General features: G+C 64.3%; 14 protein-coding genes. 4 read left to right on the forward strand and 10 right to left on the reverse strand.

Translation table 11 applies throughout. From position 1 onward, the window contains the following. Positions 1-7: 7 nt before the first annotated feature. The gene (locus tag AC1D1F_RS04210) at positions 8-460 is read right to left on the reverse strand and encodes a Csu type fimbrial protein (RefSeq protein ID WP_477678593.1); all 453 of its coding nucleotides are present in this window, start codon (positions 458-460) and stop codon (positions 8-10) included. Between the two features lie 273 nt (positions 461-733). On the opposite strand from AC1D1F_RS04210, the gene htpG reads away from it, so the two are divergent. Then, complete coding sequence (gene htpG, locus AC1D1F_RS04215; protein WP_477696092.1) at positions 734-2,614, forward strand: molecular chaperone HtpG; 1,881 nt, start codon at positions 734-736, stop codon at positions 2,612-2,614. A gap of 57 nt (positions 2,615-2,671) precedes the next feature. On the opposite strand, the gene AC1D1F_RS04220 is transcribed toward htpG, so the two are convergent. From AC1D1F_RS04220 to AC1D1F_RS04255, 8 genes are all read right to left on the reverse strand, one after another. Further along, positions 2,672-3,385, reverse strand: coding sequence for a molybdate ABC transporter substrate-binding protein (locus AC1D1F_RS04220; RefSeq protein ID WP_477678798.1), 714 nt, complete (start codon positions 3,383-3,385; stop codon positions 2,672-2,674). Positions 3,386-3,395: 10 nt separating this feature from the next. Next, positions 3,396-4,373 (reverse strand): tripartite tricarboxylate transporter substrate binding protein, encoded by a 978-nt coding sequence (locus AC1D1F_RS04225; RefSeq protein ID WP_477696091.1) that lies wholly within the window; start codon positions 4,371-4,373, stop codon positions 3,396-3,398. A gap of 24 nt (positions 4,374-4,397) precedes the next feature. After that, entirely contained in the window at positions 4,398-5,375 is a 978-nt protein-coding gene (locus AC1D1F_RS04230) for a tripartite tricarboxylate transporter substrate binding protein (RefSeq protein ID WP_477678796.1), read from the reverse strand. Positions 5,376-5,496: 121 nt separating this feature from the next. Then, on the reverse strand, positions 5,497-6,558 hold the full coding sequence (locus AC1D1F_RS04235) for a serine/threonine protein kinase (protein ID WP_477678795.1): 1,062 nt from the start codon (positions 6,556-6,558) through the stop codon (positions 5,497-5,499). Between the two features lie 75 nt (positions 6,559-6,633). Beyond that, positions 6,634-7,743, reverse strand: coding sequence for a DUF2855 family protein (locus AC1D1F_RS04240; RefSeq protein WP_477696090.1), 1,110 nt, complete (start codon positions 7,741-7,743; stop codon positions 6,634-6,636). An 86-nt stretch (positions 7,744-7,829) separates the two neighbouring features. Further along, positions 7,830-8,246 carry an organic hydroperoxide resistance protein gene (locus AC1D1F_RS04245; protein ID WP_007865659.1) on the reverse strand — a complete coding sequence of 139 codons (417 nt, stop codon included), beginning with the start codon at positions 8,244-8,246 and terminating at the stop codon, positions 7,830-7,832. 63 nt (positions 8,247-8,309) lie between these two features. Next, positions 8,310-8,759 (reverse strand): MarR family winged helix-turn-helix transcriptional regulator, encoded by a 450-nt coding sequence (locus tag AC1D1F_RS04250; RefSeq protein ID WP_436156866.1) that lies wholly within the window; start codon positions 8,757-8,759, stop codon positions 8,310-8,312. A 192-nt stretch (positions 8,760-8,951) separates the two neighbouring features. After that, positions 8,952-9,368 carry an RNA recognition motif domain-containing protein gene (locus tag AC1D1F_RS04255; RefSeq protein WP_477653769.1) on the reverse strand — a complete coding sequence of 139 codons (417 nt, stop codon included), beginning with the start codon at positions 9,366-9,368 and terminating at the stop codon, positions 8,952-8,954. A gap of 289 nt (positions 9,369-9,657) precedes the next feature. On the opposite strand from AC1D1F_RS04255, the gene AC1D1F_RS04260 reads away from it, so the two are divergent. Beyond that, the gene (locus AC1D1F_RS04260; RefSeq protein WP_477678563.1) at positions 9,658-10,590 is read left to right on the forward strand and encodes a class I SAM-dependent methyltransferase; all 933 of its coding nucleotides are present in this window, start codon (positions 9,658-9,660) and stop codon (positions 10,588-10,590) included. Here AC1D1F_RS04260 and pcaQ read toward each other — a convergent pair. Beyond that, positions 10,587-11,528 carry a pca operon transcription factor PcaQ gene (pcaQ, locus tag AC1D1F_RS04265; RefSeq protein WP_477678564.1) on the reverse strand — a complete coding sequence of 314 codons (942 nt, stop codon included), beginning with the start codon at positions 11,526-11,528 and terminating at the stop codon, positions 10,587-10,589. The genes AC1D1F_RS04260 and pcaQ overlap by 4 nt on opposite strands. A 164-nt stretch (positions 11,529-11,692) precedes the next feature. Between pcaQ and pcaH the strand changes: the two genes are divergently transcribed. Further along, a complete protein-coding gene (gene pcaH, locus AC1D1F_RS04270; protein ID WP_477696089.1) occupies positions 11,693-12,406 on the forward strand; it encodes a protocatechuate 3,4-dioxygenase subunit beta in 714 nt (237 codons plus the stop codon). A gap of 19 nt (positions 12,407-12,425) precedes the next feature. After that, the gene (gene pcaG, locus AC1D1F_RS04275) at positions 12,426-13,013 is read left to right on the forward strand and encodes a protocatechuate 3,4-dioxygenase subunit alpha (RefSeq protein WP_477678566.1); all 588 of its coding nucleotides are present in this window, start codon (positions 12,426-12,428) and stop codon (positions 13,011-13,013) included. Positions 13,014-13,083 lie beyond the last annotated feature (70 nt).

The raw sequence follows: 13,083 nt of genomic DNA on the forward strand, positions 1-13,083 counted from the left end.
CAGCCGCTTAGTAGGTGATTGTCAGGGTACGGACCTTGTTGGTCGATGTGCTGTTCGAGCAGGCGCCGCCGACGGCGGCACACTTGCCCGCTTGGCCGGCAATCATGGAACCGGTCACGGAGTACGTCTGGGCGGCTCCGGTACCGGTGCCAGTGGTTGCGCTCAGTGCCAGAGTGTATGCAAGGTCAACAGCCTGATCGGTCACAGCGGTGGAATCAAGCGAGAGGGTGTAACCCAAGTCTTTCGTGCACTGAATTGTGAAACCACCCGCGGTAGTGTGGGCCTGGGCTCCTGTCTGGAACGAGGTGTAATCAAACGCGACGTCTGAGGTCTTGAGGTATTTGCAGGCGCTGGTCAGGTTAATGGTGACGTCGAAATTGCCGGTAGCCGTCGCGGCGTGCGCTGGCAGGGTGGCAATGGCGGCAAGACCGAGGGCGATTACTAGAATGAGCTTTTTCATGACTGTTCTCCGGTTGGTTGAACGAATAACGGGGGACGAAATTTGAAGGTGAATGGACTGTAACTAGATATTTCTCAAACAGGTTGATTTGTATCTGTAACAGCGCCCGTAATGGGGAATTTGTCACGTCAGATCATTGAAATGATTGAGTTTTTTTCTAAATGAATCCAAAAGTCTTATATGTGACAAAGGTAAATACTGCCCATGAAAACCACATTTCCCTCCCGCTCATGACGAAATCGTAACAAATTAGTAACAACTATGCCCAAGACCATGCAAAAACAAACCCTCTCTTTCCAGGCGGAGGTGGCCCAGCTGCTCAAGCTGGTCACGCACTCCCTGTACTCGAACCCCGAGATCTTTTTGCGCGAGCTGATTTCCAATGCTTCGGATGCCTGCGACAAGCTGCGCTTCGAGGCGCTCAACGATGCTTCGCTGCTGGAGAACGACGCCGAGCTCAAGGTGCGCGTGAGCTTCGACAAGGCCGCCGGCACGCTGACCATTACGGACAACGGCATAGGCCTGTCGCAGCAGGAAGCCATCGACAACCTCGGCACCATCGCCAAGAGCGGCACGCGCGACTTCATGGCCAAGCTTTCGGGCGACCAGAAGAACGACGCGCAGCTGATAGGCCAGTTCGGCGTGGGTTTTTATTCGGGCTTTATCGTGGCCGACAAGATCACAGTGGAAAGCCGGCGCGCGGGCCTGCCGGCGGGCCAGGGCGTGCGTTGGACCAGCGACGGCACCGGCGAGTTCGAGGTTAGCGAGATCGAGCGCGCGGAGCGCGGCACCAGCATCATCCTGCACCTCAAGGAGGATTCGCTCGACTACCTCAATGCCTGGAAGCTCAAGGGCATCATCAACAAATACTCCGACCACATTTCCCTGCCCATCCTGATGCCCAAAGAGGAGTGGAAAGAGGGTGAAAACGACCAGCCCGGCGAGATGGTGACGACCGGCGAATGGGAGACCGTCAACCAGGCCGCGGCCCTGTGGACGCGCGCCAAAAAGGACATCACCCAGGACCAGTACGACGAGTTCTACCGCCAGATCAGCTACGACAGCGAGGCGCCGCTGGCCACCACGCACAACCGCGTGGAAGGATCGACCGAGTACACGCAGCTGCTGTTCATCCCGTCCAAGGCGCCCATGGACATGTTCAACCGCGACAAGGCCGCGGGTGTGAAGCTTTACGTCAAGCGGGTCTTCATCATGGACGACGCCCAAGCCCTGATGCCGACCTACCTGCGTTTCGTCAAGGGCGTGGTGGACTCGTCCGACCTGCCGCTCAACGTCTCGCGCGAGTTGCTGCAGGAAAGCCGCGCCGTCAAGGCCATCCGCGAAGGCTGCACCAAGCGCGTGCTGGGCATGATCGAAGACATGGCCGCCAACGATGCGGAGAAGTTCAAGGCCTTTTACGCCGAGTTCGGCGCCGTGCTCAAGGAAGGCCTGGGCGAGGACTTCGCCAACCGTGACCGCCTGGCCAAGCTGCTGCGCTTCGCCTCATCGACGACCGACACGGTCAGCGTGGGTTTTGCCGACTACAAGGCCCGCATGAAGGAGGGCCAGGACGCGATCTACTACATCACCGCCGACACCCTGGCCGCCGCGAAGAACAGTCCGCAGCTGGAAATCTTCCGCAAGAAAGGCATCGAAGTGCTGCTGATGGCCGACCGTGTCGACGAGTGGGCGCTCAACTACCTGCACGAGTTCGACGGTACGCCGTTGCAGTCGGTGGCCAAGGGCGCGGTAGACCTGGGCAAGCTGCAGGACGAGGACGAGAAAAAGGCTGCCGAAGAGGCGCAAACCCAGTTCAAGCCCATCCTGGACAAGCTCAAGGAAGCGCTCAAGGACAAGGCCAAGGACGTGCGCGCCACCACGCGCCTGGTCGATTCCCCCGCCTGCCTGGTAGTGCAGGACGGCGACATGTCGACCCAGCTGGCCCGCATGCTCAAGCAGGCCGGCCAGGCCGTGCCCGAATCCAAGCCCATCCTCGAAGTCAATGCCCAGCACCCCCTGGTCAAAAAGCTCGAGAGCAGCGAACACTTCGACGACCTGGCGCACATCCTGTTCGACCAGGCCCTGCTCGCCGAAGGCGGCATGCCGGGCGACCCTGCGGCCTACGTGCGGCGGGTCAACGCGCTGCTGGTGTAAGACCGGTCTTTACACAGGCCCCTGCAAAGCCCGCCTCGTGCGGGCTTTTTCGCGGCCTCAGGCTTCGAAGCCGCAGGCCAGCCGCGTCGCGGCGTTGCCGGGACTGGCCAGCATGGCGATGAGTTCAGCGGCGGCTTGCGCGTTTTGCGAAGCGGTGCATACCGCCGCCGTGTAGATGGTTGCCAGTTCAAATGCCTTGGGCAGGGCGGCCACCAGTTCCACGCCGGGGGTGAACAGGATTTCGGTGACCTGGGTGCAGCCGAGCAAGCCGGGCTCGTCACATTCCGCCATGGCTTTCATGGCGGCTGCGCCGTTGGGATAGGACCGTAGCCGGGCGGCGAGTTCGGCGTCCAGCCCCAGTTCCTTGAGCACCCGCATGAAGTGGATGCCGGCCGTGGCCTTCACCGGGTCGGGAAAGTAGATGCCGCGCGCGGCCTGCAGTGCGGCCTTGAGGGCGGCGGCGCTGCCGACGTCCACCGCCGGCTCGCCGGTCTTCACGGCCACGCCGGTTTTGACGGCGCCCAGCGGGCGCGCGCTAGCCGCCTGCACATGCCCGCTCTCTGCCAGTTGCGAGATCAGCGCCTGGCTCAGGATGATCACGTCGCAGGGCTCGCCTGCCAGCAAGCCGTCCTTCATCAGGCCCACGGCCCCGAAGGTGCCGGCGATGTCGAAGTGGTGTTGCGCGCGGAAACCGTCCTGCAACTGTGTCACCAGCCCTTGGGCCGCGCCACCGCTGAGAAGGTGCAGTACGGGGAAGGAGGAATGTGCCATCGTGCAGCCTTCAGTCCACCGTGATGTGGGCGGCCTTGATCACGCCCGCCCATTTGGCGATGTCCTCGCGGGTGTATTTGTCAAAGGCCTCGGGGCTCATCACCATGGGCGTGGCGCCCTGTTTTCCCCAGAGCTGCTTGATCTCCGGCTGGCCGGTGATTTTCGACACGGCCTCGTTGAGCTTGTCGACGACAGCCTTGGGCGTGCCGCGCGGCGCCATCAGGCCCAGCCAGATGGTGGCCTCGTAGCCGGGCACGCCGGCTTCATGCAGCGTCGGCACATCGGGCAGCACCTCGGAGCGCTGCTTGCCGGTAGTGGCCAGCGCTTTCACCTTGCCGGCCTTGACCTGTTCGGCCATGGTGGTGACGGCATCGAACATCACGTCGACCTGGCCGCCGATGACGTCGGTGCGTGCGCCGCTGCTGCCGCGGTAAGGGATGTGCACCAGGTACACGCCAGCCATGCTCTTAAAGAGTTCGCCGGCCATGTGGTAGGGCGTGCCCGGGCCGGACGATGCGTAGTTGAGCTTGCCGGGCCGCGCTTTCGCGTCGGCGATCAGCGCCTTCAGCGTCGAATCGGGCAGCGCCGGCGTGGCCACCAGCACCAGGTCGGAATAGTTGATGGGCGCCACCGCCACAAAGTCGCGCATCAGCTGGAAGGGCTTGTTGGCGATCAGCGTTTCATTGACCGTGTGCGCGTTCGACATCAGCAGCAGGGTATAGCCGTCGGGCGCGGATTTCGCCGCCGCGTCGGTGCCGATCACCGAGCCCGCGCCGGGCCGGTTGTCCACCACAAACGATTGCCCCAGCGCGTCCTGCAGGCGCTGCGCCATGAAGCGCGCATAGACGTCGGCCGGACCGCCCGCGGCAAAGGGCACGATGATGCGCACCGGCTTGGCCGGATAGCTTTGCGCCTGTGCCGGCGTGAACACGGCTGTGGAGGCCAGGCCGAGTGCGAGAAGAAGGCCGCGAAAGAATGGCTTGCTCATGGACGACTCCCAGGATGAAAGAAGCTATTCGACCTTGCCGATTCGTTTGACCACATCGGCCATGCGCTTCGCGTCAGCCTGCACATACTTCTCAAAATCAGGACTGTCCTGGTACAGCACCGGGCTGCCGGCGCCCAGGATCACCTCCTTGACTTTGGCGTCCTGCGCGGCGGCTCTGGCCGCGGCGCGCAGGCGCTGGGCGATGGGTTCAGGCGTGGCTGCGGGGATGAAGAGGCCCGACCATTGCGCGTATTCGGCATTGAAGCCGGCGTTCCTGAGGCTGGGGACTTCGGGCATGGAGGGCAGCACGTCGCTGCCCCAGTGCGCCAGCACGCGCAGCTTGCCGGCCTTGACCTGCTGCAGCACGGTGGCAGGGCCTGAGGACACGGCGTCTATCTGCCCGCCCAGCAGCGCCACCACCGCCGGGCCGGCGCCGGTGAAGGGGATGTGCGTGAGCTTGATGCCGGCGTTCTGCGCCAGGATTTCCATGGGCACGTGCATGGTGCCGTAATTGCCCGAAGAGCCGTAGTTGATGGCGCCGGGGCGCTTTTTGGCATCGTCGACAAACTGCTGAACCGTCTTCCAGGGCGCGTCGGCGCGCACCGCCAGCACGGTCGGGTCGGCGGTGTAGCGCGCGATGGGGCGCAGGTCGCTGAGCGCGAACATCGGGGCACGGCCCAGCAGCGCGTCGGCTTCGGGGATCACCGTGAGCGAGGAGAGCGCCATGACGACGGTGTAGCCGTCGGGTCTGGCTTTGGCCGTGTAGCCCATGCCGATGCCGCCGCCCGCGCCGGCCTTGTTTTCGATCACGACCGGCTGGCCGAGGTCGCGAGACATGGCTTCGGCCACCGGCCTGGCCACCAGGTCGGCCAGGCCGCCGGGTGGGAAGGGCACGATCATGGTGATGGGTTTGGCCGGCCAGGCGGATAGGGTGGATTGGGCGGCGCACCAGCCGTGGGATGCCAACAGCAGGGCGGCCAGCAGAAGCGGGCGAAGTTTCATGCGATGTCTCCAGACTGCCGCCGTCAAGGTGCGGGGCTGCTGGACATGCTAGCGATGAGCGGTGTTTCCCGACTCATCGCAATCCCTATGTGTACGTAGTACCTATCCGATTTATCCGGCTTTACACGACCAGCGGCGTTTCCTGCATGGCTTCGGTCTGCTCTTCCAGCATGTCGACCTGGCCTTTCCAGTAGTCGCTGGACCCGAACCAGGGGAAATTGATCGGGAAGATGGGGTCGTGCCAGCGTTGCGCCAGCCAGGCGCTGTAGTGCACCAGGCGCAGGGTGCGCAGCGGCTCGATCAGCGCGAGTTCGCGGCGGTCGAATTCGCGGAACTCCTCGTAGCCGTCCACCAGCGCGCCCAGCTGCCGGGTGGACTGGGCCCGGTCGCCGGAAACCAGCATCCACAGGTCCTGCACGGCCGGGCCGCTGCGGGCGTCGTCGAGGTCGACAAAATGCGGCCCCGCCAGCGGCAGGCCTTCGGGCGTCCACAAGATGTTGCCGGGGTGGCAGTCGCCGTGCAGGCGCAGGGTGCGCACGTCGCCCACGCTTTCAAACACGGTTTGCGCCACCAGCATGGCTTCGTCAAAGGCCTTGCGCCAGCGCGACTCCATGTCCAGCGGGATGTAGCCGTGGGCGTCGGGGCCGCCGCCCAGCAGGATGTCGCGCGGGGCAAAACCGAAAGTCTGCAGGTTGAGTGCCGGGCGGTGGGCAAAGGGTTTGGCGCTGCCCACGGTGTGGATGCGCGCGAGGAAGCGGCCTATCCATTCCAGCACCTCGAGGTTGTCGAGTTCGGGCCGGCGCCCGCCGCGGCTGGGCGAGACGCTGAAGCTGAAACCGCCGAAGTGGTGCAGCGTTGCGCCGTCCAGCACCAGCGGGCCGACGACGGGAATTTCGGCGGCCATCAGCTCGGCGGCGAAGGCGTGCTCTTCGATGATCTGCGTGTCGCTCCAGCGGTCCGGCCGGTAGAACTTGGCGACCACCACGTCGCCCGCCAGGTCGGCATCACCCACCGGGCTTTCCAGGTGCACCTGGTAGACCCGGTTTTCGTAGCTGGACAGCGCCATCAGGCGGCCGTCGCCCAGCAGCCCCACGCTGGCCAGCGCGTCGAGCACGCGGTCAGGGGTCAGCGTCTCGTACGCATGCAGCGCGGCGCTGGCGGGGGCTTGGCTTTTGTCGGTCATGACCTGATTGTCGGCGCAGATGCCGGCCCCAGCCAGCGGGCCTTGTAAACGCCTGTGCGGGTGGGGTCGCGCCGTTCAGGGTTGCAGGATGTGGCCGGTGCGCGGATCGCCCTTGCCGGTGAGCACCTCGCGGTAGACCGCCTCCAGCGATGCCTGGCCGGTATGCCGTTGGGGAAGAAGCCAGGGCGGCCGTGCGCCGGTCACTTGCCTCGTGAAGTCTTGCCAGGCTTGCGCCAGTTGGCGGCCGAAGGCTTCGCCGCCCCAATCGGCAACGCGTTTTTTGACCTGGGCCGGCGCGAAAAACAGCACCGGCCTGGGGCCCGGTAAATCCCGGCTGCCGCCCTTGGCCGCCAGTTCGTCGACATGGGTGCCGCCTATGGAGCAGTTGTAGCGGAGCTGGCCAAAGCGGCTGTGGATGCGCTGGCGCAGGCCGACGCTGCCCGCGAAGTCGACGTAAATACAGGGCGTGTCGGCGGCGATGCTGTCCAGCTCTTCATACGCCAGCACGCGGTGGTAGCAGCCCAGGCTTTCACAAAAGGCCTTGTTGCCGGGCGAAGTCAGGCCCACGACCTCCAGGCCTGGGCGCCTGGCGAGCTGGAAGGCCGTGCCGTACGCGGTCTTGCTCGATGCGCTGGACAGCAGCAGCGTGGTGCCCCCGCCGAAGAAATCGTTGTCGGCCAGGAAATCGTCGATCAGGAAGGAGGTGATGAACAGCGGGCGCAGCAGCGACTGCACGTCCTCGGTGGCCGCGTCGTAAAACGGGTCGGTGCTGCAGCGCATGTACTGGTTGTAGACCACCGGCAGCGCCTGCCGGTGCGCGGCGCCGTCAAAAAAGCCCGAGGGCGTGACGCGTGCGGGCTGCACCACCAGCTCGCTGCCCATGGGGTAGTAGCCGTAAAACTTCTCGCCCACGGCGACACCTTCGCATGACGATTCCGTCACCACGGCGAACCCCCAGACCGGGATGCAGCCCCAGCCCTCTTCGCCGGTCGGGAAAAACTGCCAGTAATTCATCGCCTCGCCAAAGGCCGCATAGGTGATGTTGTTGGCTGTGAGCGCGAAGGACTCCACGCGCAGCCGCGCCTGGCCGGACGCCAATGGCGCGGGCGCGATGGCTTGCCAGCGGGTTTGGGACAGGGCGTCTTTGCGGACCTGGAATGTGCTGGTGGTGACTGCGGTGTTCATGCACGACACCGTAAATGAAACGGCCCGCCGGTTCAACACAGGCGGGCCGCTTTGGCGACAGCAAGTTGCCTTGCCCGTCGGTTTGATTACTTCAGGGTAATCGTCACGTCGATGTTGCCGCGGGTCGCGTTGGAGTAAGGGCAAACCTGGTGAGCTGCGTCCACCAGAGCCTGGGCGGCGGCGCGATCCATGCCGGGCAGGGTCACGTCCAGGCGCACGGCGATGCCGTAGCCGTTGGGGATCTTGCCCAGGTCAACGCTGGAGTCGATCGACACGTCGGCGGGCACGTCGATCTTCTTCATGCCACCGACGGCCTTCATCGCGCCGATGAAGCAGGCTGCGTAGCCGGCCGCGAACAGTTGCTCGGGGTTGGTGCCCGTGCCCGAGGTGCCGGGCGAGCTCAGCGTGACGTCCAGGCGGCCGTCGTCGGTCTTGGATTTGCCGTCGCGTCCGCCCGTGGTGTGGGCGTGGGCGGTGTAGAGAACTTTTTCGAGCGTGGTCATGGTGGCTTCCTTTGGAGATACCCCGGTTCGGGGCGGGTTAAAAATCAGTGAGAGTGAAAGGGATCAGGCGGTGAGGCGCTTGCGGAACGACTGGACTTGCTGCGTCAGCGACACGAGTTCAGGGATCGAGCATTGCGTGGCGCTCAGGATGCAGCCCGGGATCTTCGCGGCCTTGGCCTTGAGCTTGCGGCCCTCGGCCGTCAGCGTGATGTGCACGCGGCGTTCGTCCTGCACGGCGCGCAGGCGCGAGACCAGGCCGGCGGTTTCCATGCGCTTGAGAAGGGGGGTCAGCGTGCCTGAATCCAGGTACAGCCGTTCGCCGAGTTCGGACACCGTGAGGCCGTCCTGCTCCCACAGCACCAGCATCGCGAGGTATTGCGGGTAGGTCAGGCCCAAGTCCTCGAGCAGCGGCTTGTAGAGCTTGGTCATGGCCAGCGAGGTGGAATACAGCGCGAAACACAGCTGGTTGTCCAGCTGCAGCATGGCGTCCACGGTGTCGGTTTTGTTTGGCATCGATGGAATTATAGCTCGCAATTAAATTGTGTGCAAGTTAATTTGTTGAGAGATGTTTCAATCACCTCAAGCGTGCCGGGGTGGGCCTGGGAGTCCTAGGCGTGGCCCCAAAAGAAAAAGGCTTCAAAACCGAAGTTTTGAAGCCTTTCGGGCTTTGCTCAGCGCAAGGCTGAGTCAGCTGGTTTGCAGGGCTTAGTAGCCGCCGCGGCCACCGCCGCCGCCACCACCGTAGCCGCCGCCACCGGAACGGCCACCACCGCCGCCGCCGTAGCCGCCACCGCCGGAGCGATCGCCGCCGCCGCCACCGCCGCCGTAGCCGCCACCACCGCCGCCGAAGCCGCCGGTACGGGGAGGACGTGCCTCCATCGGACGGGCTTCATTCACGGTGATGCTGCGGCCGCCGAGGGACTGGCCGTTCATGCCGGTGATTGCAGCTTGCGCTTCGGCATCGTTGCCCATTTCGACAAAGCCAAAGCCTTTGGAGCGACCGGTGTCGCGTTCCATCATGACTTTAGCGCTGGTGACAGCGCCGAATTGGCCAAAAGATTGTTGCAGATCTTCGTCGCGAACCGAGTAAGGCAGGTTGCCGACGTAAAGTTTGTTGCCCATGGAGGGACTCCTCAAAAACACATAAAAACAAAAAGCGATGGGGTCCCGAAAGCACAACAAACCAAAAAGTACCGCCGTAGCGCGCGAAACTGACCGATCACCAACTTGTACGGGTTTTTGCAACCCGAACTGGTGGATTATGCGCCTATAACAGCCTGCGCGCCTTTTTTCGTCGTTTTCTTGCTGTTTCTGCTTGGCTCTCCCTGTGGGGAGAGGGCGTCATGGCAGGTCAAAAGGCCTTTGCGCCGCCTGGGATAAGGCCGCGCAGCGCCCCACTAAACTCGGGGCCATGCAAACCTCCAGCACCGCGCGCGCCGCAAAACCACCCAAAAAAAGCGCCGCAAAACCCGCGCCCGCCGCCCAGGCCATTGAAGAGCTGCGCCCGGGGCAGTCGATCGAGCTGCTGAAAGAGCTGCACATCCTCACACGTGAGGGCAAGCTCAACCAGGACACCCGGCGCAAGCTCAAGCAGGTCTATCACCTCTACCAGTTCATAGAACCCCTGCTCAATGAAGTCGCGGCCCAGAAACCAGGCTTCACGCTGGCCGACCACGGCGCCGGCAAGTCCTACCTGGGATTTATCCTTTACGACCTGTTCTTCAACGTGGCGCACGCGGCCGAGCCCATGGCCGGCCATGTCTACGGGATTGAGACCCGCGCCGAACTCGTCGAAAAATCACGCAGCCTGGCCGCGCGCCTGGGCTTTGCGCGCATGTCTTTCCTGAACCTGACGGTGCAGGAGGCCACAGCTTCGGCCGAATTGCCGCCCGCGGTCGACATCGTCACCGCGCTGCACGCCTGCGACACCGCCACCGACGACGCGATTGCCTTCGGCCTGGCCAAAGGCGCGCGCCACATGGTGCTGGTGCCCTGTTGCCAGGCCGAGGTCGCCGGCGTGCTGAAAAAAAGCCGCGCGCTCTCGCTGGCCAAGACCCCGCTGGCCGAACTCTGGCGCCATCCGCTGCACACGCGCGAATTCGGCAGCCAGATCACCAACGTACTGCGCTGCCTGCAGCTCGAAGCCAACGGTTACCAGGTCACCGTGACCGAGCTGGTGGGCTGGGAGCATTCGATGAAGAACGAGCTGATCCTGGCCAGCCGCCCCACCCAGCCCCAGGCCGGCAAAACCCGCGCGGCGCAAGCGCGTTTGCGCGAGGTGCTGGACGAGCTGGGCCTGGGTGAGCTGACGGCGCGTTTCGCCGTCACGGCCGAAGCAGCCTAGAGGCCGCGGCGCTCCGCCGCCAGCAGCCGGATATTCGCGATCAGCGCCTGCTGCGCCGGCGTGGGCGCCATGTCGGCGCGCAAGGTCAGGCCCACCAATTCCTCAGTCCCCGACATGCTGACGGGCAGTTGCAGCAGTGCGCCGCTGTCCAGGTCCGGCCGCACCGCGCCCAGCGGCGAGACCCAGACCGCGTCGCTTTGCAGCGTGTAGCCGCGCGCGATCGACACCGACAGCGTCTCGATGGTGCGCACCGGCAAGGCCAGGCCGCGCGTGAGGAAAAAACCGTCCGCCGTGTGGCGAATCGCCGTGCCCTGCGTGGGCAAGATCGCCGTGAAGGCCTGAAGTCCGGCCAGCAGATCGCCTTTGGGGTCGCCTTGCGCCAGCAGCGGATGGCCGGGGCGCACCGCCAGCACCAGCGGGTCGGCATACAAATGCTCAAAACTCAGGCCCAGCATATGGGCCGGCTCGGCAAAACGGCCTATGACCAGGTCCAGCTCGCGTTGCCGCAGGCGGGCCAGCAGTTCAGGGTTGGCGCCGGTGTGTATGCGAAGGCTGGTGTGCACGTCCGCCCGGGCTTCGGCATCCTGCCGCAGCAGCAGTTGCGGCATCAGCCAGGGCGCGACCGTGGGCAGCACGCCGATCGCGACCACGGCATTGCCCTGGCGCCGCGTCTGCGCCACGCTGGCCACGGCTTCGCGCAGCGCACTCACACTAGCGCCGGCGTGGCGCAAAAAAGCCTCGCCCTCACGCGTGGGCACCGCGCCCCGGCGCCCGCGCTCGAACAGGCGCACGGCCAGCAGGTCTTCGAGTTCTTTCAGTGTCTTGGAGACGGCCGGCTGGGTGATTGCCAGCACGTCGGCCGCCTTTTGCAGGCTGCCGTGCTGCGCCACCGCCAGGAAGCACTGCAAATGCCGGTATTTGATGCGTTCATCGACCATCCAGCGATTTAACCACTGGCAAGCACTGCCGGCCAATTTGGTTATGGATAAGGCGAAAAAATGTCAATATACATAACTATTCGGCGCGTTTAAAGTGGTCCCAGCGCCGGAAATAGCCGCCGAAGGCATCCAGGCAGCCCATCTGACCCACGGAGACACCCACCATGAAACCCGACCTGAACACCAGCTTTCTTGCCCCACGCGACTGGACCAGCCATTCGCCCCATATCTACCCCGGCTACAAATCCACGCTGCTGCGCGGCCCCAAGCAGCCGCTGGTCCCGATCAAGCAGGCGCTGGCGCAGCTCAATGCGCCGGTCTACGGCATCGAGCAGTTCGGCCCGCTCGACAACGACCTCACCAAAAACGCCGTGATGAACGGCGACCCGCTGGGCGAACGCATCATCGTCACCGGCCGCGTGATGGACGAAGACGGGCGGCCCGTGCGCAACACCCTGGTTGAAGTCTGGCAGGCCAACGCGGCAGGCCGTTACGTGCACAAGGTCGACCAGCACGATGCGCCGCTGGACCCCAACTTCCTGGGCGCCGGCCGCTGCATGACCGACAACGAAGGCCGCTACAGCTTCAAGACCATCAAGCCCGGTGCCTACCCCTGGGGCAACCACCCCAACGCCTGGCGGCCGCAGCACATCCACTTTTCGCTGTTCGGCGATTACTTCGCCAGCCGCCTGGTCACGCAGATGTATTTTCCCGGCGACCCCTTGCTCAGCTACGACCCCATGTACATGGGCGCACCCGACAGCGTGCGCGAATTGATGGTGTCAAAGTTCAGCCTGGACGTGACCCAGCCCGATTACGCGCTCGGTTATGTGTTCGACATCGTGCTGCGCGGCCCCAAGGCCGCGCGTTTTGAATAAGCGGCAGGAAGACACCACCATGAGCCAGCTCAAACAAACCCCTTCGCAAACCGTCGGCCCCTTCTTCGCCTACGGCCTCACGCCCACGCAATACGGCTACGACCTCAAAAGCCTGTTCACGCCCGTGCTGGCCCAGCCGCACGCGCAAGGCGAACACATACGCATCACCGGCCAGGTCTTCGACGGCGCCGGCAACGCGGTGATGGACGCCATGGTCGAGATCGCCCAGCCCGACGGCAGCGGCCGGCCCATCGCGTCGGTGGCCGACGCCGAAGCGCGCGGCTTCACCGGCTTCGGCCGCTGCGGCACCGGCACCCTGCCGCAAAGCCACTACGAGTTTTTCACTGTCAAGCCGGGTGCCTTGGCCGGGCAGGCCCCCTTCATCAATGTCTGCGTGACCATGCGCGGCCTGCTGGTGCACACCTTTACGCGCATCTACTTTGAGGATGAAGCCGAAGCGAATGGCGAGGATGCGGTGCTGGCGAGTGTGCCGGCGGCACGGCGCGCTACTTTGGTGGCCAAACGCGAAATGACGGGGGCTGGGCCGCAGTACCGCTTTGACATCCATATGCAGGGTGACAAGGAAACGGTCTTTTTTGACCTGTGAGTGGAAACGGCGACAGGTTGAGGTAATGTCTGTCTGCAAGGGCATTCACCTCGACCAGGCCCTGTCAGTT

The organism is Polaromonas sp. P1_H6 (genome assembly GCF_056405195.1).

What these genes read in the sequence shown, in the direction of transcription:
- AC1D1F_RS04225 (WP_477696091.1), bottom strand. Translation starts at nt 4,373, where the DNA reads ATGAGCAAGCCATTCTTTCGCGGCCTTCTTCTCGCACTCGGCCTGGCC.
- AC1D1F_RS04240 (WP_477696090.1), bottom strand. Translation starts at nt 7,743, where the DNA reads ATGAACACCGCAGTCACCACCAGCACATTCCAGGTCCGCAAAGACGCC.
- pcaG (WP_477678566.1), top strand. Translation starts at nt 12,426, where the DNA reads ATGAGCCAGCTCAAACAAACCCCTTCGCAAACCGTCGGCCCCTTCTTC.
- AC1D1F_RS04230 (WP_477678796.1), bottom strand. Translation starts at nt 5,375, where the DNA reads ATGAAACTTCGCCCGCTTCTGCTGGCCGCCCTGCTGTTGGCATCCCAC.
- htpG (WP_477696092.1), top strand. Translation starts at nt 734, where the DNA reads ATGCAAAAACAAACCCTCTCTTTCCAGGCGGAGGTGGCCCAGCTGCTC.
- AC1D1F_RS04220 (WP_477678798.1), bottom strand. Translation starts at nt 3,385, where the DNA reads ATGGCACATTCCTCCTTCCCCGTACTGCACCTTCTCAGCGGTGGCGCG.
- AC1D1F_RS04255 (WP_477653769.1), bottom strand. Translation starts at nt 9,368, where the DNA reads ATGGGCAACAAACTTTACGTCGGCAACCTGCCTTACTCGGTTCGCGAC.
- AC1D1F_RS04210 (WP_477678593.1), bottom strand. Translation starts at nt 460, where the DNA reads ATGAAAAAGCTCATTCTAGTAATCGCCCTCGGTCTTGCCGCCATTGCC.
- pcaQ (WP_477678564.1), bottom strand. Translation starts at nt 11,528, where the DNA reads ATGGTCGATGAACGCATCAAATACCGGCATTTGCAGTGCTTCCTGGCG.
- pcaH (WP_477696089.1), top strand. Translation starts at nt 11,693, where the DNA reads ATGAAACCCGACCTGAACACCAGCTTTCTTGCCCCACGCGACTGGACC.
- AC1D1F_RS04245 (WP_007865659.1), bottom strand. Translation starts at nt 8,246, where the DNA reads ATGACCACGCTCGAAAAAGTTCTCTACACCGCCCACGCCCACACCACG.
- AC1D1F_RS04260 (WP_477678563.1), top strand. Translation starts at nt 9,658, where the DNA reads ATGCAAACCTCCAGCACCGCGCGCGCCGCAAAACCACCCAAAAAAAGC.
- AC1D1F_RS04235 (WP_477678795.1), bottom strand. Translation starts at nt 6,558, where the DNA reads ATGACCGACAAAAGCCAAGCCCCCGCCAGCGCCGCGCTGCATGCGTAC.
- AC1D1F_RS04250 (WP_436156866.1), bottom strand. Translation starts at nt 8,759, where the DNA reads ATGCCAAACAAAACCGACACCGTGGACGCCATGCTGCAGCTGGACAAC.